This window comes from Cyclobacteriaceae bacterium (assembly GCA_030584025.1).
Classification (GTDB): Bacteria; Bacteroidota; Bacteroidia; order Cytophagales; family Cyclobacteriaceae; genus UBA2336.
Genome location: CP129487.1, coordinates 3365831 through 3384821 on the forward strand (window position 1 = coordinate 3365831; position 18991 = coordinate 3384821).

An 18991-nucleotide genomic window follows, 5' to 3' on the forward strand; every position below is an offset into this window, starting at 1 on the left:
CGTTAGTGTGCTAAATTTTCGGTCACTTTTATTTTGGCTTGCTTTTGCAGTACCGCTTTATAATCGCGCGGCATCACTTTTAAAAACATATCCACAGCAAAGTCCCAGTTTTCCAAAATCCAATCGGCTGGATCGCTATTGGTGTGGTGATAATGTTTTTCAATCATGCTATACACTTCAGCTTTGTCGTCAGCTTCCATTTTTTCCAACTCCACCATTTCAGGATTATACAACTCCTTTAAGGTCTGCTCCGGATCAAACACATAGGCAATTCCTCCACTCATTCCTGCTGCGAAATTTTTGCCTGTCTTTCCCAGAATGACCACCCGTCCACCCGTCATGTATTCGCAAGCATGATCACCAACACCTTCAACAACAGCTTTCACACCTGAGTTGCGCACACAGAATCGTTCACCTGCCTGACCGCGAATGTAGGCCTCACCCGAAGTAGCCCCGTAGAACGCCACATTACCAATGATGATGTTATCCTCAGGTTTAAATGTGGCTTCCTTGTCGGGATAGATAATGAGTTTGCCGCCAGATAATCCCTTACCAACATAATCGTTGGCTTCACCTTCCAACTCGAAAGTGATGCCGGGCGCTGTAAACAAACCAAAGCTTTGGCCAGCCGATCCTTTAAAACGAAAATGAATCGTGTCTTCTGGAAGGCCTTTGCTTTTATAGATTTTTGAAACTTCATTGGAAAGTAAGGCACCTACTGATCGGTTGGTGTTTTCAATGTTGAATGATGCAGAGACCGGTTTGCTTTTAGCCAATGCTTCATGTGCAAACTCTACCAATTTCCGGTCGAGTACTTTCTCCAATTCAAAATCCTGATCGATTTGCTTGTACTGACCAACACCTTCTGCCGTGGCTTCACGATATAGTATTGGCGAGAAGTCGAGCTTCTTCACTTTCCAGTGATTAACATCTTGTCGCACACGAAGCACATCGGTTCGGCCAACCATTTCGTTAATGGTACGGAAGCCCAACTCGGCCATCACTTCGCGTAAATCTTGCGCGAGGAAATGGAAAAAGTTTACTACATGATCCGGATTACCCGTGAAGAGTTTACGCAGTTCAGTATCTTGCGTAGCAATACCAACCGGGCAGGTGTTGAGGTGGCACTTGCGCATCATGATGCAACCTTCAACCACCAGGGCGGCTGTTGCCACTCCCCATTCTTCTGCGCCAAGCAACGTGGCAATGGCAATATCCCGACCAGTCCGAATCTGTCCATCGGTTTGCAACGTAACGCGACTGCGTAAATTATTTTTTACCAGTGTCTGATGCGCCTCAGCCAGTCCAAGTTCCCACGGCAATCCGGCATGCCGAACCGAACTGATTGGCGAAGCACCCGTACCTCCATCGGCACCCGAAATTAAAATGGCATCTGCTTTGGCTTTAGCCACACCGGCCGCAACCGTACCCACACCGGCTTGCGAAACAAGTTTTACATTGATGCGTGCGGTGCGATTGGCATTTTTTAAATCAAAGATCAGTTGCGCCAAATCTTCAATGGAATAAATATCGTGATGAGGTGGCGGAGAAATCAATCCAACCCCGGGTGTTGAATGCCGCACGCGACCAATCCAGTCATCCACCTTATCACCCGGGAGCTGGCCACCTTCACCGGGCTTTGCGCCCTGCGCCATTTTAATCTGCAACTCATCGGCATTGGCGAGATAATAACTCGTTACTCCAAACCTTCCGGAGGCAACCTGCTTGATAGCTGAGCGTTCCCAGTCACCATTTGATTTTCGTTCATACCGACTTTCATCTTCACCACCTTCACCGCTGTTACTTTTCCCTCCAATCCGGTTCATGGCAATGGCCAAGGTAGTATGTGCTTCAAACGAAATGGAGCCGAACGACATCGCGCCTGTTGCGAATCGCCTGAAAATTTCTTCTACTGGTTCAACTTCTTCAACAGGTATCGGGTTTCGCTTCTTAAACTCCAGTAACCCACGAAGCGTCAGTTGATCTTTTGTCTGGTCATTGATTTTATCGGCATACTTCTTATACAACGAATAGTTATCCATCTTTGTGGAGTGTTGAAGCCAATGGATCACTTCAGGGCTGAATAAATGTTTCTCTCCTTTACGCTTCCATTGATAAATCCCGCCAACGGGTAAAGACGAATTGTTTGTAGCAAATGCTAACTGATGCCGAACCAACACTTCCGTTGCCAAATCATCAAAGCTTAATCCTTCAACGCGACAGATTGTTCCACGAAAACTGGTTTCGATAACTTCGGTGCTTAATCCAATGGCTTCAAAAATCTGAGCCGATTGATATGATTGCAACGTACTGATGCCCATCTTCGACATCACTTTCAGCAATCCATTGCCTATGGCTTTTTGATAGTTCGCAAAAACCTGATTGGGTTCAAGCTTTTTGGTTAATGCCTCGTTCTCATTTAAATTATAAATGGTTTCGAGCGCGAGGTATGGATTTACCGAACTTGCGCCATACCCGATAATAGTGGCAAAATGATGCACTTCCCAAACATCACCCGCTTCAACAACCAGTCCGATGTGCGTGCGAATTCTGTTTTCAACAAGAAAGTGATGCACCGTGCCGGTTGACAACAGAGACGGAATTGGTGCATATTCCTTACCGATGGATTTATCCGAGAGAATAATAACTCGTTTACCTGCTTCAACAGCTTGTCTGGCTTCAGTACAAATTTTCTTCAGCGCTTCTTTGAGTCGACCAGGTTTGTTGTCGGCTTTAAAGACGCAGTTAATCACGGCATAATCATAACCCCGATCGACAAAATTCTTAAGCTTCGCCAGATCGGAATTTAGCAGCACCGGTTGTGATATGTGTATCTGAGCGGTGTGCTCAGCACTCTCCTGCAATACATTCAAGCTGGCACCCACACGCGTAAACAACGACATCACCAAACGTTCACGAATCGGATCAATAGGCGGATTGCTTACCTGTGCGAAATGTTGCTTGAAGTAATTTGAGATGTGCCTGCTTTCTTTCGACAATACCGCCAATGGCGTATCATCGCCCATGGAGCCAATGGGCTCATATCCTTTTTCGGCCATGGGTGTAAGAATTGTCTTTATATCTTCACTGGTGTATCCATACGCTTGTTGCCGTTGAAGCAGCGTATCGGGCTCAAAGGTCTCTTCAAAATTTTCCGGTACAGGTTCTTGTCGAAGTTTGATGCGCTTATCAATGATCCATTGATAATACGGTTTGCCTTCATACACAGACCGCTTCACCTTTTCATCGTCAAATACTTTTCCTTTCTCCAGATCAACCAATAACATTTTTCCTGGAGTGATGCGTCCTTTCTCCAACACATCTTTCGGATCAACCATTAACGCACCGGCTTCCGATGAGGCGACTACTCTTCCTGAACGCGTTACACAATACCGTAAAGGCCTTAATCCATTGCGATCTAACGTAGCACCAATTCTGCAACCATCGGTGAATACCAGTGCTGCGGGCCCATCCCAAGGTTCCATCATGGAGGCGTGGTATTTGTAAAACGCCTTTCGGTGGGTGTCCATCAATTTGTTATCCTGCCAGGCTTCAGGCACCAACATCATGAGCACATGCGGCAATGTTCTGCCCGATAGCACCAACATCTCCACCAAGGCATCGAGGTTGGCCGAATCGGAATGATCCGGATTTGTTATCGGTAAAAGCATTTTCAACTCCTCATCTGTAAAATGAGCGGATTTAAATAATGCTTCTTTCGATTTCATTTTGTTGACGTTTCCGCGAATAGTGTTGATCTCGCCATTGTGTGCAATGAAGCGGAAAGGTTGCGCAAGTTTCCAGTTGGGGAAGGTGTTGGTAGAGAACCGGGAGTGAATCAAAGCAAGGGCAGTGGTGACGTATTCATTTTGCAAATCAGCATAGTACGTTCGCAGTTGATCCGTTCGTAGCTGGCCTTTGTAAATAATGGTTTGCGTTGAAAAACTCGCGATGTAAAATTCCTTACCGGCACCTTTAATTTTTTTTGTGATGGAGTGTGTGACAAAGTTTCGAAACACAAAAAGCTTTCGTTCCAATGTTTGTCTTTCCCACGATTCGTTTTGAGGTTTAACAAACAGTTGCTCAATGCAAGGTTCCACTTCAGCAGCGCCCGGGCCGGGAATACTGTGATTCACCGGCACCGGACGATACCCGATTAAAGTCAACTGAAGTGTATGAGCAATATGTTGAATAGCTTCTTTGCAAGCTTGTCTGAGTTTTTTGTCGCGCGGAAAGAAGATCATGCCCACGCCATACTTGCCCGGCTCAGGAAGTGCTAATCCGCAGCGTTCAGCTTCCGAGTAAAAAAAATCATGTGGAATTTGAAGTAACACTCCGGCACCATCACCGGTTTTTGCACTGCTGCCCCTGCCGCCACGATGCTCCATATTTTCCAACATGGAAAGCGCATCCGTTAACACCGCGTGTGTCTTCGCTCCGTTAATGTTGGCAATAAAACCGATGCCGCAGGCATCATGCTCGAGGGTTGGCGTATAAAGCCCTTGGCTGGCCTTTTTTCTCATTATCTGTGGTTGTAGATAATTTTGTAAATGATTAGTAAGTCAAAATAATATTTTGAAATAACTACATCATGAGAAATAAAAACAGAATAATGGTCATTAAATTACAACAAACGTTTGCTGCAAACGTGTTCGGAAAATTTGAACCAGAAAATCAGGATAATGTTGGACTCTGACTAAGTCTTATGTGCGCGAATCATCTCCCGCTTTCCCGGAGGCCCGGGCAATGCTTCAACAGTTAGTCCCAAACTTTTTAAGTCGCGCTTTACTTGCCCCTTTGCACAGTACGTAACAAATATTCCACCGGGCTTCATAGTCGAGACTACCTTCTTCAAAACATCCTGCGACCACATTTCGGGTTGCTTTTCAGGAGCGAAGGCATCGAAATAGACAAGGTCAAATTCGGATGAGGGAAGATCAGTTTCCTGAACTGACACGTGCTTTTTATGAAGTTTGAAATTATTGTTAATCTGAATCGGGTTGTTCCAGTCAGCCAAATGAAGTCTGGTGAAAAGTGCTTTATCGGCATCCTTCTCAGCATAGTTTAATTTTGTCCAAATTGATTCTTCCAGCGGAAATGATTCAAGTGTTACATACTCCACGTGCCCATTCGCATCTTGAATATGCCTGGCGGTAAGCCACGCATTTAATCCAGTTCCGAAACCAATTTCAAGAATGGAAATCTTCTGAGGAGATTTTTCCTGCACAAATTCCAGTCCGTGTCGAATAAAAACGTGAAGCGACTCCTGCACCGCGCCATGAATGGAGTGATAGGTCTCGTTTAACTCAACGTTGCGTAAAGTCTGAGAACCGTCCTTCGTAAAGATGATTTCTATCATGGTATAAATTTCAGGCTTTACCTTACATTCGTTTTGTGAAACTACAGGCAAACACAGCACCCTCCTACCTCACTGTACTTCAATATATCGTTTTTGGAGGCGTTATCCTGTATGTGGGAAGGCCGCTATTTATTCCACTTTCTTTTGCTTTGCTCATCAGTTGCATTCTTTACCCGATTTGTATTTGGCTGGAGCAACGCAAGATTAAGAAAATGAATGCCATTCTGCTGAGCCTTTCGTTGGTTTTTATTTTGGTTGCAGCCATCCTGTATCTATTTGTACTCCAACTTTTAAGTTTCTCAAACGAATGGGGAGCATTACAAGATAAACTTGCTCAAACCTTCAGCGAGTTGAGTGTGTGGGTAACCCAGGAACTAAATATCAGTGTTGAAAAACAAAACGAGTGGTTGAAAAATCTCAGTCAGCAATCCGGCTCGGATGCGATGGGATTTGTACGTAAAACGATTTCCGCAGGCACGGTGTCGGGTGTGTTGTTCATTTTGATTCCCGTTTATGTGGTGCTGATACTTTATCATCGGGAACGTTGGGTTGACGTGTTATACCGATTGTTTCCTGCGCAACGAAAGGAACGTATTCGCGAAATTCTTCATCTGAGCATTCAATCGTATTATAATTTCATCAAAGGCATGTTACTGGTGTACCTGATTGTGGGCTTACTGAACAGCTTAGGATTATACATATTGGGCATACCGCACCCGGTGCTGTTTGGCTTCACCGCCTCCATCCTCACCTTCATACCATATGTCGGAATTATCATTGCCGCACTTTTACCCATTACCATTTCATGGGTCACCTATAATTCCATCTGGTATCCGGTAGGCGTAATCGCGGTGTTCTCCGTTGTTCAATACCTGGAAGCCAATGTAATATTTCCGGTTGCCGTAAGCAGTCGCTTAAAACTCAATGCGCTGGTTACGATTGCGGCCATTGTTATTGGTGGAATTCTTTGGGGCGTTGCCGGATTGATTTTGTTCATTCCCTTTATAGGGATTATGAAAATGATTGCCGACAGAACTCCGGATCTGAAAATCTGGTCGATCTTACTGGGCGGAGAGTCGAAAAAAGAATAAGTATTACGCTGACTTGGTGATGAGTGCTACAGCATAGGCATTCACACCCTCATCGCGACCTACATACCCGAGTTTTTCGTTTGTGGTAGCTTTTATAGAAACATCATCCTCTTCAATGTTCATCAAGGGTGCCAACACTTTTTTCATTTCGTCAATATGCGGGTTGATTTTCGGATGCTCCAGGCAAATGGTGCAATCCACATTGCCAATCTTCCAGCCCTTTTCTTCCAGCATGCGCGTTATTTCTTTCAGAAAAAACTTGCTATCCATGCCGCTCCAGCGGGCATCTTTGTTTGAAAAATGAAAACCAATGTCGCGCAAATTGGCTGCGCCTAACAACGCATCGCAAATGGCGTGAATCAATACATCCGCATCGGAATGGCCGGTGGCTCCTTTGGGTGCGGGTAATTTTATTCCACCCAACCAAAAATCACGACCTTCTTCCAATTGGTGTACATCGAAACCTAAACCTACTCGTATCTTTACCATAAGGTCGTCCCTAACGGGACTTATCTAAAATTACATCTCTACTACCGTAAGGCCGTCCCTAACGGGACTAAACCAATTTGCTTTTTCTTCTTACCGTAAGGCCGTCCCTAACGGGACTAAACCAATTTGCTTTTTCTTCTTACCGTAAGGCCGTCCCTAACGGGACTGAACCAATTTGTTTTCCTCGTTACCATAAAGTCGTCTCTAATGAGACTAACCAATTTGTATTTTAACGGGGCTTTCAATCATAAAACTCGAAGATATATCTTTCGTCATAAGGTATCTCAAATTTTTTCAACAATTCGAGATACTCTTGTTTAAAACTTTGCTTCATGTGGTGCTCTTCCTGATTTTTGATGTAATTAATTACTACATCGCGTTGCGACTTTGCATAGGAAAAGGCTCCATAACCTTCCTGCCAACTGAATTTTCCTTTAACCAGCTTGTTGTCGTTAATCCATTTTGATGAAGTGGCCTTCAGCATTCTCATCTGATCGGAAATGGCCATAGTCATCGGTAGCTCAAAGAAAACATGAACGTGATCTAACCAACCATTAACAGCCAAAGGAAAGGAACCATCATTTTTCAGAATTCCGGACATATAGCGATGCAAATCATCCCTAAAAGATTTCGTGATCAGGTTCTCACGACCTTTAACCGCAAATACACAATGAATATTTACCTGTGAGTAGGTGTTAGCCATTTATTTCAATTTCTCATTGAAGATAATATACAACTTTATAGAGTCCCGTTAGGGACAATCATATGGTAAGGCATCTCTACAATAAGTGAGCAAGTCCCGCAGGGACGATCGTATAATAAGCTGTGGTAAACACTCATTTTTGAAACGTCCCTAATCAAAATTTATCACGCCAACCTGAGTCCCGCCAAGGACGACCCTATGGTAACATCCTACCAAGAGTAATCTAGTCCCGTAGGGACGACCGATTCTCTCACCCTGCTTTGTAATACATCACGCTTGCGTTCTCTTCTCTCAAAATCTCTTCCGCCACGCGCATAATATCTTGCGTAGAGACTTGATTCATCATATCACGTTCTTTATTTACCCGCTCTACATCACCTGAAAGTGACGCGAAGGCCAGATTCATCGCACGGTTCATCACCTCCACTTCATCAAACTCGAAGGTGGTTTGAGATTGATTTTTTACTTTCTCAAGTTCTTCCTGCTCCACGCCATTTTTTAATACCTCATTTACTACCTGCTGCACTTCCTCCTCGGCCTGCTCCAGAGAGATACCATCCTTTACCCGACCACTAATCGCCAACAAACCCGGATCAAGGGTTCCCATCACAAATGAAGATAGCGATGTAAAAATTTCCTTTTCCTTTACCAGTGTATTATACAGCCGACTCGATTGACCACGGCCTAACACATCACTCAATAAATCGGCAGCAAAGTAGTCGTTATGAAAGCGACCCGGCATGTGATACACTTTGTAAAATGCATTCGCGGGAACATTGGCCTCTATAACTAATTGCCGTTTGGTGGCCTGAGCAGGTTCTGGCTTCAATGCACGTTTTCTTTTCTTGCCAGCCGGAATAGGTCCAAACCATTTCTCAGCTAAACCGCGTACCTGATCAACTGTAACATTGCCCGCCACTACAAGTACAGCGTTGTTCGGAACGTAATGCGAAAAGAAAAACTCTTTCACATCATCCATCGTGGCGCGTTCAATATGACTGATATCTTTACCAATAGTTGCCCATTTGTACGGATGGACCTGATAAGCCAACGGTCGCAGTTTTAACCAAACATCACCATACGGTTGGTTGAGGTAACGCTGCTTGAATTCTTCAATCACCACTTTTCGCTGAACCTCCAGTACATTCGGATCAAACGAAAGGCTTAACATGCGATCGCTCTCCAACCAAAAGCCGGTTTCAATATTAGCAGCCGGAACGGTGAGGTAATAGTTGGTGATATCGGTATTGGTGAAGGCATTGTTCTCTCCTCCTACTCGCTGCAACGGCTCGTCATAATTGGGAATATTAACCGAGCCTCCGAACATGAGGTGTTCAAACAAATGCGCAAAGCCCGTTTTATTTTCGTCTTCATCGCGTGAACCCACATCGTATAAAATATTCATGACGGCAATTTGTACGGTATGGTCTTCGTGCACAATTACGCGCAGGCCATTATCAAGGATAAACTCAGAATATGCAATCATCAAAGTGTCTTTAAATAGCTGTCGGCTGTCATTACCGGAATGTCAGCATGTTTATAGTCTTTCAAACTTCGTGTGATCAGAATTTTTATTGAGTGTTCTATAGCGGTGAAATATTGAATGGCATCTTCAAAATCGGCAAACCGCGAAGCAAGCGCCAAATCAATTGCCTTATCGGTAACCGGTAAAACCGTTACCAAAACTTTAAACCCGGAGAGAATCTTTCTTGTTTCCCTATCAGAAAATTTTTTTCGGAGCACGTAATGCGTGTTGGCAAAGCTGAGTGAGGATACGTGAAGTTTAATTTCGCTCTTATCCGCTTTTGAAAAAAGATGCGCTGCTCCTTTGTAAAAGGGCTGACGCTCGCCAAGCAAATCCAGTATCACATCGGTGTCAACAAATACGCGGTCCATTACTTGTACTTGCGATCAAGGTAGTCTGCATAACCCGACTTGTAGTCGAGCGAATCCCCTTTGAGAACTCCCGATAGACTCTTCACCAGGGGGGTAATTTCATCTCCCTCTTGTTGTGTAATCTTTTCCAGGTAGTTTTCTACCATTTTCGATAGACTCGTATTACGCTTGCGGGCATACCGTTTTCCCTTTTCAATGGTCTTTTTCTTGAGTTTCAGGGTTAATTTTACTTCGTCCATAGCGATTACCTCTACGTACAAAAATAAACTTTAAATACGTACAAACAAGTTCCACACATCCCGTTTAAATTTGCAGTCCTTTTACCCTGTACCATGAATTTTCAACGAAGTGATTTTTCAGACGCCCAGCTTAAACACCTCTACGAAGCACTTGTTCGTCCGCGTTTAATTGAAGAGAAAATGCTGATCCTGCTCCGGCAAAATAAAATCAGCAAATGGTTCAGCGGTATGGGGCAGGAGGCCATAGCCGTTGGCTTAACCGAAGCGCTCGACAAAGACGAGTACATTTTACCCATGCACCGCAACCTGGGTGTGTTCACTTCGCGCAACATGCCATTCGACAGGCTGTTTGCGCAATGGCAGGGAACCATGATGGGCTATACAAAAGGCCGTGACCGTTCCTTTCATTTCGGAAACAACGAACATCATATCGTGGGGATGATCTCCCACCTCGGCCCGCAAAACGGTGTGGCGGATGGCATTGCACTGGCCACCAAGCTGAAAAACGAAAAGAAAGTAACGGCTGTATTCAATGGCGATGGTGGAACAAGCGAAGGCGATTTCCACGAAGCCGTTAACGTGGCAGCCGTGTGGGATTTGCCCGTAATTTTTGTGATTGAGAATAACGGCTATGGATTGTCTACCCCCAGCAACGAACAATTCCGTTGCAAAAGTTTTGTCGACAAAGCCATTGGCTATGGCATTGAAGGGGTACAGGTAGATGGTAACAACATACTAGAAGTTTATAGTACTGTAAAAAAACTTGCTGAAGACATTCGTAAAAATCCAAGACCAATTTTGTTGGAGTGCATCACCTTCCGCATGCGCGGACATGAAGAAGCTTCAGGAACCAAGTATGTTCCGAAAGAACTCATGGACATGTGGGCACAAAAAGATCCTGTTGAGAATTACGAAAAGTTTCTGATTGCCGAGGGGATTGTAAGCGAGAAAGACATTGAGAACATTCGTAAGAAAATCAAGAAAGATATTGAAGCTGGATTGAACGTTGCTTTTGAGGAAACTCACCCGCAAGCGGATACAGAAACCGAATTCAACGATGTTTTTGCTACACACATTTCAACTGAAATAAAACCATCTTCAGAAAAATCTACTGAAAAGCGTTTCATCGATGCCATCAGCGATGGCCTTCGTCAAAGCATGGAACGGTTTCCAAATCTTGTACTGATGGGGCAGGATATTGCCGAGTACGGTGGCGTGTTTAAAATCACCGATGGTTTTGTGAAGCAATTCGGTAAAGCGCGCGTTCGCAACACGCCCATTTGCGAGTCGGCCATTCTGGGTGCAGGCCTTGGCCTTTCCATTAAAGGCATGAAGGCGATGGTAGAAATGCAATTTGCTGACTTTGTATCAGAAGGCATTACGCAAATTGTAAACAACCTGGCCAAGGCGCACTGGCGTTGGGGACAAAACGCTGATGTGGTGGTGCGCATGCCAACAGGTGCGGGCACAGCCGCTGGTCCCTTTCACTCGCAGAGCAACGAAGCGTGGTTCTTTCACACACCCGGATTGAAAATTGTTTACCCGTCAAATCCATACGATGCGAAAGGCTTGTTGTGTGCATCGTTTGAAGATCCGAATCCGGTGATGTACTTCGAACACAAATTATTATATCGTTCGGTGAAAGAACTCTTGCCGGATGACTATTACACAGTAGAAATCGGTAAAGCAAAACTTGTTCGTGAAGGAACTGATCTCTCCATCATCACCTACGGTATGGGTGTCCATTGGGCTACTGAAATCCTGGAGTCCATGAATGTAAAAGCCGATGTACTTGATTTGCGCACGTTGCTTCCGTGGGACAAGGAGGCTGTTGAAAAAACGGTGAAGAAAACGAATCGCGTACTGATCCTGCATGAAGACACCATGACCGGAGGCGTTGGCGCTGAAATCAGTGCCTGGATAAACGAACATTGTTTCCAATACCTGGATGCGCCTGTAATGCGGGTGGCCAGCCTGGATACGCCCATACCCTTTGCCCCTACGCTTGAGCAAAACTTTTTACCCAAAGGTCGCTTAAAAAGTAAGATTGAGGATTTAATGGCGTTCTGATAAGGAAGTTATCAAAACATACCAAAATCCTGATTTTTACTATCTTAGCAGGTTCAGCGCCCATTTTTTGAAGCAGACACAACAGCATAGCGCCTCCATTCAACGTCTTATCATTCGATTAAGCCTGGCCATGCTATTGGTATTGTTTCTGATTCCTGCCTATGCTCAAAACACCAAAGGCGATCAGCCTACCAAGCCATCGCGCGAAGCAAGGTTTAAATCCAAAACGCCAAAAGGAAAATCGAAAGGAATTGGTAAACGTATTGGCTCCCGAAACAAGGCTCGCGCTGCCACGGCAACCAAAAAAGGAGAGAAAGCAGGTAAACCAATTAACCCGTTTTTTTATAGAGCGAAATCACCTCAGGGAAAAGAAAAAGCATGGAAAGGCGACATCACCGGCAGACGAATTCCTTCAACCCGCTCGCAGTCGAATAAAGCACGTAACGTGTATCCGCAAAGTGGAAAATACATGGGGCAAAAGGGGCCTTCAGAAAAGGATCCACAACAACGGTGGCGGTCAGGCTCACGACAACGCATTCAGGTGCGTTCCGCTACAGGAAAAATCCGCAATGTTTACCCGCAGTATAACAAGTTTGTAAATAATCCTTCACGCAAACCTCAACGCATAGAGCGACCGGTTTCCAATGCACCGCAATTGGCAAAACTGAAAAAGATGCAAACACAACCGCAGCCACCGAAAAAGAAACGCGTGGTTCCGGTCAGTGCTTCGCGTCCCTACATTCGTAACAAGAGTATAAATCCGTATGCCGGTTTCTGGAGTAAAAAACAAAAAGGTGAGCGTGCATACACAGGCGATATTTCGGGTAGAAGACTTCGTACAAAAAATTATCAAACACCAACCCCCGGTGTAATCAAGCCTACTACATCTCCCTATTACGGAAGAAAGCGAAAAGGCGATCAGCCCTATAAAGGCCCGGCCTTTGGTGGTTATCGATCAGCAACCCAAACCGGCAAAGCATGGAAGGGCGACATTTCGGGAAGACGCATTCGCGGAAGAAATTTTTCGAGCAAACCCGGCACAGAGATTAGTGCCATCTTTTCACCTAAGAAAAGAAAGCCGGAATATCGTGATAAGCCTTACAAGGGAATGATGCCGGGCGGTGGTTATAGGTCGGCAACGCAACCCGGAGAAAAAAGAACTGGTAAAGGACCCATACCCGTTCGTGCACCCGGTATTGGTGCCAATAAAATTGACAAGTTTCAGGGCAACATTCGCTTTAGAAAAACATTTAGTCAGCAAGGTGAAGGATATTCGGGAAACATTCGCGGAAGAAAAACCTTTGGCGATCAAGGCGAAGGTTATGCCGGAAATATTCGCGGAAGAAAAACATTCGGGGATCAGGGCGAATTGTTTACCGGCACCATTAAAGCCCGTAAACCTTTGAAAGGTGGTGGAAGCGTGAGCGGCAAACTCTGGAATAATAAAGGTCAGCCGATACTGGGTCGTGCTCCAGGTAAAACGGATCAGTTGGGCGCACGCTATCAGGGAAATATTCGTTTCCGAAAAACTTTTGGTGATCAAGGCGAAGGCTACAGTGGAAGTATAAAGGCGCGTAAACCGTTGAAGGGTGGCGGCAGCGTAAGCGGTAAACTCTGGAACAATAAGGGCCAACCGATTCTGGGTCGTGCTCCCGGTAAAACCGATGAGCAGCAAGCCACCTATCAGGGAAACCTGCGGTTTAGAAAAACCTTTGGCGACCAGGGTGAAGGCTACTCCGGAAACATAAAAGCGAAGAAGCCTTTGAAAGGTGGTGGCAGTGTGAGTGGTAAACTTTGGAACAATAATGAAACTCCTATACCCGGTCGTTATCCACCGGGCCGCAACGATGAGCGCATGGCCGCCTTTGGCGGAACCGTTAAAGTAAAGAAGAAGGAACCCAGCAAAGATGTGGGCGGATTCCCAGGAAAAATGATGGAATTCGATTTGCATCCCGACATGCGCGATCAGGGCGAGACCTTTACAGGTTATACGAAGCTCTCGCGATTCAAGAAAAATTATGTTCGAAACCCCAACTCAGCAGAGGAAGCCTTGAAAAAACGCAAGCCGGGAGAATCCACCTATAAAGTGGATGGTCTGCAGGTTAAGGTGAAGCAAAAGGATTACAGTAAAAAACCTCATGCTGCTGATGGTTCGTTACCCGGAATCGGGCCAACCAAGTCATCCATTAAAGCCAGTGAATATGCCCGGGGAATAAAGTTGGAATGGAATTATAAGCGTAATCCCAGCAGTGCAGATGAAGCCCTGAAAACACGTGAACCCGGAAAAGCCTTTGCCCGCGCTACCGACTATCAGGGAAATATTAAAATGAAGAAGTACGAACTCTTCGCGAAGAAAAATTTACACCCTGATGCCCAGTTTGTTAGAACAAACAAGAATAATGTAAAAGAAGAAAAAGGTTTGCTCACGAACTTTAAACTACTGTGGGCGCGTTGGTTCAAGAAAAGTGATACCCAGCCCGACCATCTGAAAGAAAAAATTCAGAAACCGCGATACGATAAACGCGAAGACGGGTTGTGGTACGATTAACCAGTTAACCTATGCAGTGGAACGAACTGACAGACCTTGAACAGGTAAACAACATCAGCCGCGAATCATCCGAACAAAAAATTCTCATCTTCAAACACAGTACACGCTGCTCTGTAAGCAGGGCCGTGTTAGACAGGCTGGAGCGAAGTTGGAAGGATGAAGAAATGAAAATGGTTAAACCCTACTTTCTTGATCTGATCAGTTACCGGCAGATTTCAAATGCAATTGCTGAAAAATTTGATATAGAACACGAATCACCCCAGGTGATTATTGTAGAAAAAGATAAGCCGGTTTATCACCAGTCGCATTTTGGTATCAGCTATGCCGATTTAAGAAATGCGATCAAAACTCAAATTGAATAGTTTGCTTTACAGAATCGTGTAGGCTTAACGCCACCGGGCAGGTATGGGCAATTTCTTTTAGCCGATCTTTTTGAGTTGGCGAAGCAACCAGGTTGGGTTTACGCAGCTTCACTTGTATTTCTGCAATCTTCCTTGGGTTGGACGCCATAATTTTAATTACCTCCACGTGCATGCCCTTCAAATCAATACCTTCGCGCTCTGCCCAAATAGCCATGGTGGTGAGCATACACGTGCTCAATGCGGTGCATACCAAATCAGTGGGACTAAAAGCCTCGCCTTTTCCGTTGTTATCAACCGGGGCGTCCGTAATCACTACGCTTCCGGATCGTGTGTGCACCGATTCCGTTCGTAAATCACCCTTGTAAACTGAAGTTAATGTTGTCATGCTGAATAACTTAAATTCGTATTTTGCGTTACTTTAACGTTTTAAAGGTATTTCAAAGATCGAGATGCGCGGATTAAAACATACTTTTTTTACACTGACACTGATTTCACTGATAACCGTAACCGGGTTTGGCCAAACCCAGGACAGCTACGAGTATCAATCGGAATTTACCTGGGGCATTAACAAAAATACTTCCGGAGGTTTGATTGGTGGATTTGTATTTAAAAAAGCCCGGAAACTTAACGATCGGGTTCTCGAAACCTATGGGTTGGAGATCATGAACGTCAAGCATCCTCAGGAACTCAGAAGGAACTCGATTATTACCGGCAACTTTTTCATTTTTGGTAAAAGTAACTACCTCTATGCCTTCCGGTTTCAATATGGAAGAGATATCATCTTATACAAAAAAGCACCTCATCAGGGCGTTGAAATTAAAGCCGTTTTTGCAGCCGGTCCTTCATTAGGGTTGGTGGCACCCTATTATGTAGAATACTCCCCATCCTCTCCATCCGGGGGTCTTTTTACCCTTCGTTCGCAGTATAATTTGGAGATTCCCCCTGATCAAATCTGGGGAACAGGCCGTTTGTTTGAAGGTATTGGCGAATCCGAGGTGGCCCTTGGCGGAAACCTGAAGGCCGCCCTGAATTTCGAAACGGGTGCCCTAAAAAGCTCCGTTGTGGGGTTCGAAGTGGGGTTTTTGGTTGATGCCTACACAAAAGGCATTGAATTAATGCCGACAGCCAAAGATTATGCCGTGTATCCCACCCTGTTTTTCACATTATTTTACGGCAGCCGCAAATAACATTTTTTTATTTCCGTAATGTGACCTTTTCCTATATTTGGGATTCTATAAGCCAAAAGCTGAACCTATGGAACCAAAAAAGAGTGAAAAAGCGGATTTGACCAACAAATCATGGCTGTTTTTCAACATTGGCCTGGTGATCACCTTGCTCATTGTTGTATCAGCCTTCGAGTATTCCGGTAGGGATAACACGGATGCCAAAGACCTGGCACAGAACAACAACATGATTGAAGAGATCATGGAAGTGCCGCCTACAGAACAACCACCTCCACCACCACCAAAAATTCAACAGCCTCAAATCATTGAAGTGCCTGATGAAGAAGAAATTGAGGAAGAGATTAAGGTGGAATTCGATGTAGAGGTAACTGAAGATACCAAAGTTGAAGAAATTGTAATTGCTCCTGTTGAAGAAAAAGAGGATGTTGATCAGATCTTCCTCGTAGTAGAAGAAACCGCTACACCTAAGGGTGGTATGTCTGCCTTCTACAAATATGTGGGCGATAAAATGAAATATCCTGCTCAAGCCCGAAGAATGGGTATTGAAGGAAAAGTATTCGTTGAATTCGTTATTAACCGTGACGGATCCATTACCGATGTTAAAGCCATTAAAGGTATTGGTGCCGGTTGTGATGAAGAAGCGGTACGTGTGGTACAAAGTGCTCCGCCCTGGAACCCAGGCAAGCAACGCGGTAAGCCTGTTCGTCAGCGCTACGTAGTGCCGATTACCTTCAAGTTAGGTTAAGCCATAGGTTCAGAATTTATAAAAGGGCTGCTCAAAATTGGGCAGCCTTTTTTTATGCCCACAGTTAAAGCACAAGTCCCAGTAAAAATCCCAGTACAATAATTACGGGTGCGGGTATTCGTGTAAAAGTGAGCAACGCGAACGTGCCAATGGTAAAAGCAAAGTTCATAAACGTATTGTCGAGCGGCTGAAAAAGAATTACGGCAGCAGCAGCTACAAGCCCCGCACTGGCAGCTGTTAACCCTTCCAGCGAAGCGCGTACTGCCCGGTACTTTTTCAAACTATCCCAAAAGCGAATTACAAAAAATATCAGGAATGTTCCGGGTAAAAAAATTCCCGCTGCCGACATAATCGCGCCAAGCAACTCACCTGGCACCCCATACTCGCGCATGGAAAGTGAACCGATAAAAGCGCTGAACGAAAATACAGGACCCGGCAAGGATTGTGCTACAGCATACCCGGAAAGAAATTCATTGTGATTCAGGTATTCCTTCTTACGAAATTCCAGTGGCCGCTTCTCTCCTTCTTTCTTTACAAATTCGGTATATAACAATGGCGTTAGCGCCTGACCGCCACCAAAAATCAAACTGCCGTTACGGTAAAAGTTTTCAAACAATAAAACGGGACGGGCCTTGGTTGCGCCACCCAGCACCGCAGCCAATACCAAAACTCCAATCCACAATAAAAAATTGGCCCATTGTATCTCAATCTTTTTCTTGATTTCCTTTGGCTGTGCCTTAAACTTCAATGCAGTTGTTAAGCCAGCAATTAAAAGGATAACGGGAAAGACAAATGGAGATTGAATGAAGTACGAAACAACAGCAGCAATAACCATAATGATTGCACCCGTTTTCGTGTGTATCGTTTTCAGGCTGATGGTATAGGCGGCATAACTCACAAAACCTACTGCGATGGGTTGAATGAATCGCGTAAACTCCAACGACCAGTTTTTTTCCTGAATACTCGACAGAAAAATTCCGGCAAAGGCCATGAACAATACTGAAGGCAAAATCCAAACGAGCAAAGTCAGGTATGCGAGGTTTGGCCCGCCAATTCGAAAACCGATGGCGGTTAATGTTTGTGTTGAGCTTGGGCCAGGTAAAATCTGGCAAAGCGAATTCAACTCAAGCAGTTCATCAGCCGATAAGTAGTTGCGCTTGTCAACCAACACTTTTTGAAAATGTGCCAGGTGCGCCTGCGGACCACCAAAAGTGGTAAGCGCGAGCTGCAACACATCGCGTAGAAAAATATAATATCGAACCTGCCTGATCAACGGTCTAAGCGGGCAACTGGTTATTTCTTTTTCAGACCAATCTCTGCCAACCGCTCATCTAAAAATTCTCCCGCTGTAATATCTGGCCATAGTTTCGGATGCTCCTTATCCACACAACCGGGCAACGCTGCAAGACTCATCTCACTTCGTGGATGCATGAAAAAGGGTATGGAATACCGGGGCGTGTTCATTTTGTCCTTTGGCGGATTAACTACCCGGTGAATAGTTGACTTCAGTTTCTTATTGGTGTGGCGCTCCAGCATGTCACCAACATTTACAACCAGTTGTTCAGGCAAGGCAGTAATCGGAATCCATTTGCCATCCCTGCGCAGCACCTGCAAACCATCAGCACTGGCGCCCATCAATAACGTAATCAGGTTAATGTCGCCATGCTCAGCCGCACGCACGGCATCGGCCGGTACGGCATCGGGGTTTTCAATGGGGAAGTAATGAATGGGACGCAAAATGCTATTGCCATGACGAACCTTGGCATCAAAATAATTTTCAGGTAAACCAAGATAAAGTGCAATGGCGCGCAACATGTATACACCTGTCTTCTCCAGTCTGCGATAAACTTCCAATCCAATATCTTTGAACTCCGGTATTTCATCGGGCCAAACGTTGGCCGGGTATTCATTTTTTATCGGGTCATCATCTTCAACTTCCTGACCGATGTGATAAAATTCTTTTAAGTCGCCCGTATTACGGCCCTTGGCGTGCTCCTTCCCCTTACCAATATACCCACGCTGACCGGCCAAGCCCGGTATTTCATATTTTTGCTTCACCTCATCTGATAAAGCAAAAAATTTCTTGATCACAGCATAGAGTTTTGCCGACAAGTCATCGGTGAGGTAATGATTTTTTATGGCCACAAAGCCAATGTTGTTATAGGCTGCGCCCAGATCGGCTACAAATTTTTTCTTTTTTGCTTCATCTCCCCTGGTGAAATCGGCCAGGTCAAGAGAAGGCACTTCATCGTAAAGGATTTCGCTCATACCGTTGGTGTTAAGACCATCCGCAAGCTACGGATTT

Annotated in this window: 16 protein-coding genes; 6 read left to right on the forward strand and 10 right to left on the reverse strand. The window is 45.0% G+C overall.

Going from position 1 to position 18991, the window contains the following annotated elements; all coding sequences use genetic code 11:
* Window positions 1-2: 2 nt before the first annotated feature.
* Together gltB and mnmD are read right to left on the reverse strand one after the other, a co-directional pair.
* Window positions 3-4523 carry a glutamate synthase large subunit gene (gltB, locus tag QY309_15165; GenBank protein WKZ59194.1) on the reverse strand — a complete coding sequence of 1507 codons (4521 nt, stop codon included), beginning with the start codon at window positions 4521-4523 and terminating at the stop codon, window positions 3-5.
* Between the two features lie 173 nt (window positions 4524-4696).
* On the reverse strand, window positions 4697-5368 hold the full coding sequence (mnmD, locus tag QY309_15170) for a tRNA (5-methylaminomethyl-2-thiouridine)(34)-methyltransferase MnmD (GenBank protein ID WKZ61708.1): 672 nt from the start codon (window positions 5366-5368) through the stop codon (window positions 4697-4699).
* Between the two features lie 26 nt (window positions 5369-5394).
* Between mnmD and QY309_15175 the strand changes: the two genes are divergently transcribed.
* Window positions 5395-6450 (forward strand): AI-2E family transporter, encoded by a 1056-nt coding sequence (locus QY309_15175; GenBank protein WKZ59195.1) that lies wholly within the window; start codon window positions 5395-5397, stop codon window positions 6448-6450.
* Between the two features lie 3 nt (window positions 6451-6453).
* Here QY309_15175 and ispF read toward each other — a convergent pair whose 3' ends face one another.
* The 5 genes from ispF to QY309_15200 form a co-directional block, all read right to left on the reverse strand.
* Window positions 6454-6939: a 2-C-methyl-D-erythritol 2,4-cyclodiphosphate synthase gene (ispF, locus tag QY309_15180; GenBank protein ID WKZ59196.1), complete on the reverse strand. Its 486-nt coding sequence runs from the start codon at window positions 6937-6939 to the stop codon at window positions 6454-6456.
* Between the two features lie 241 nt (window positions 6940-7180).
* Window positions 7181-7642 carry an IS200/IS605 family transposase gene (gene tnpA, locus QY309_15185; protein ID WKZ59197.1) on the reverse strand — a complete coding sequence of 154 codons (462 nt, stop codon included), beginning with the start codon at window positions 7640-7642 and terminating at the stop codon, window positions 7181-7183.
* 250 nt (window positions 7643-7892) lie between these two features.
* Entirely contained in the window at window positions 7893-9128 is a 1236-nt protein-coding gene (locus QY309_15190; GenBank protein ID WKZ59198.1) for a pitrilysin family protein, read from the reverse strand.
* Window positions 9128-9538: a PIN domain-containing protein gene (locus QY309_15195; protein ID WKZ59199.1), complete on the reverse strand. Its 411-nt coding sequence runs from the start codon at window positions 9536-9538 to the stop codon at window positions 9128-9130. The genes QY309_15190 and QY309_15195 overlap by 1 nt, the downstream gene beginning before the upstream one ends.
* Window positions 9538-9777 carry a DUF6364 family protein gene (locus tag QY309_15200; GenBank protein WKZ59200.1) on the reverse strand — a complete coding sequence of 80 codons (240 nt, stop codon included), beginning with the start codon at window positions 9775-9777 and terminating at the stop codon, window positions 9538-9540. Before QY309_15200 ends, QY309_15195 begins: the two co-directional genes overlap by 1 nt.
* A gap of 93 nt (window positions 9778-9870) precedes the next feature.
* Between QY309_15200 and QY309_15205 the strand changes: the two genes are divergently transcribed.
* From QY309_15205 to ytxJ, 3 genes are all read left to right on the forward strand, one after another.
* Window positions 9871-11847, forward strand: coding sequence for a dehydrogenase E1 component subunit alpha/beta (locus QY309_15205; GenBank protein ID WKZ59201.1), 1977 nt, complete (start codon window positions 9871-9873; stop codon window positions 11845-11847).
* A 67-nt stretch (window positions 11848-11914) separates the two neighbouring features.
* Window positions 11915-14395 carry a hypothetical protein gene (locus tag QY309_15210; GenBank protein ID WKZ59202.1) on the forward strand — a complete coding sequence of 827 codons (2481 nt, stop codon included), beginning with the start codon at window positions 11915-11917 and terminating at the stop codon, window positions 14393-14395.
* An 11-nt stretch (window positions 14396-14406) separates the two neighbouring features.
* The gene (gene ytxJ / locus QY309_15215; GenBank protein WKZ59203.1) at window positions 14407-14757 is read left to right on the forward strand and encodes a bacillithiol system redox-active protein YtxJ; all 351 of its coding nucleotides are present in this window, start codon (window positions 14407-14409) and stop codon (window positions 14755-14757) included.
* Here ytxJ and QY309_15220 read toward each other — a convergent pair.
* Window positions 14738-15142, reverse strand: coding sequence for an OsmC family protein (locus QY309_15220; GenBank protein WKZ59204.1), 405 nt, complete (start codon window positions 15140-15142; stop codon window positions 14738-14740). The two genes, ytxJ and QY309_15220, sit on opposite strands and share 20 nt — an antisense overlap.
* Window positions 15143-15206: 64 nt before the next feature.
* Here QY309_15220 and QY309_15225 point away from each other — a divergent pair, with 64 nt between their 5' ends.
* Entirely contained in the window at window positions 15207-15944 is a 738-nt protein-coding gene (locus QY309_15225) for a hypothetical protein (protein WKZ59205.1), read from the forward strand.
* 67 nt (window positions 15945-16011) lie between these two features.
* Window positions 16012-16686 carry a TonB family protein gene (locus tag QY309_15230; protein ID WKZ59206.1) on the forward strand — a complete coding sequence of 225 codons (675 nt, stop codon included), beginning with the start codon at window positions 16012-16014 and terminating at the stop codon, window positions 16684-16686.
* A 64-nt stretch (window positions 16687-16750) separates the two neighbouring features.
* Here QY309_15230 and chrA read toward each other — a convergent pair whose 3' ends face one another.
* Together chrA and QY309_15240 are read right to left on the reverse strand one after the other, a co-directional pair.
* A complete protein-coding gene (chrA, locus tag QY309_15235) occupies window positions 16751-17959 on the reverse strand; it encodes a chromate efflux transporter (protein WKZ59207.1) in 1209 nt (402 codons plus the stop codon).
* A 20-nt stretch (window positions 17960-17979) separates the two neighbouring features.
* Entirely contained in the window at window positions 17980-18954 is a 975-nt protein-coding gene (locus QY309_15240; protein ID WKZ59208.1) for a 2-oxoglutarate and iron-dependent oxygenase domain-containing protein, read from the reverse strand.
* Window positions 18955-18991 lie beyond the last annotated feature (37 nt).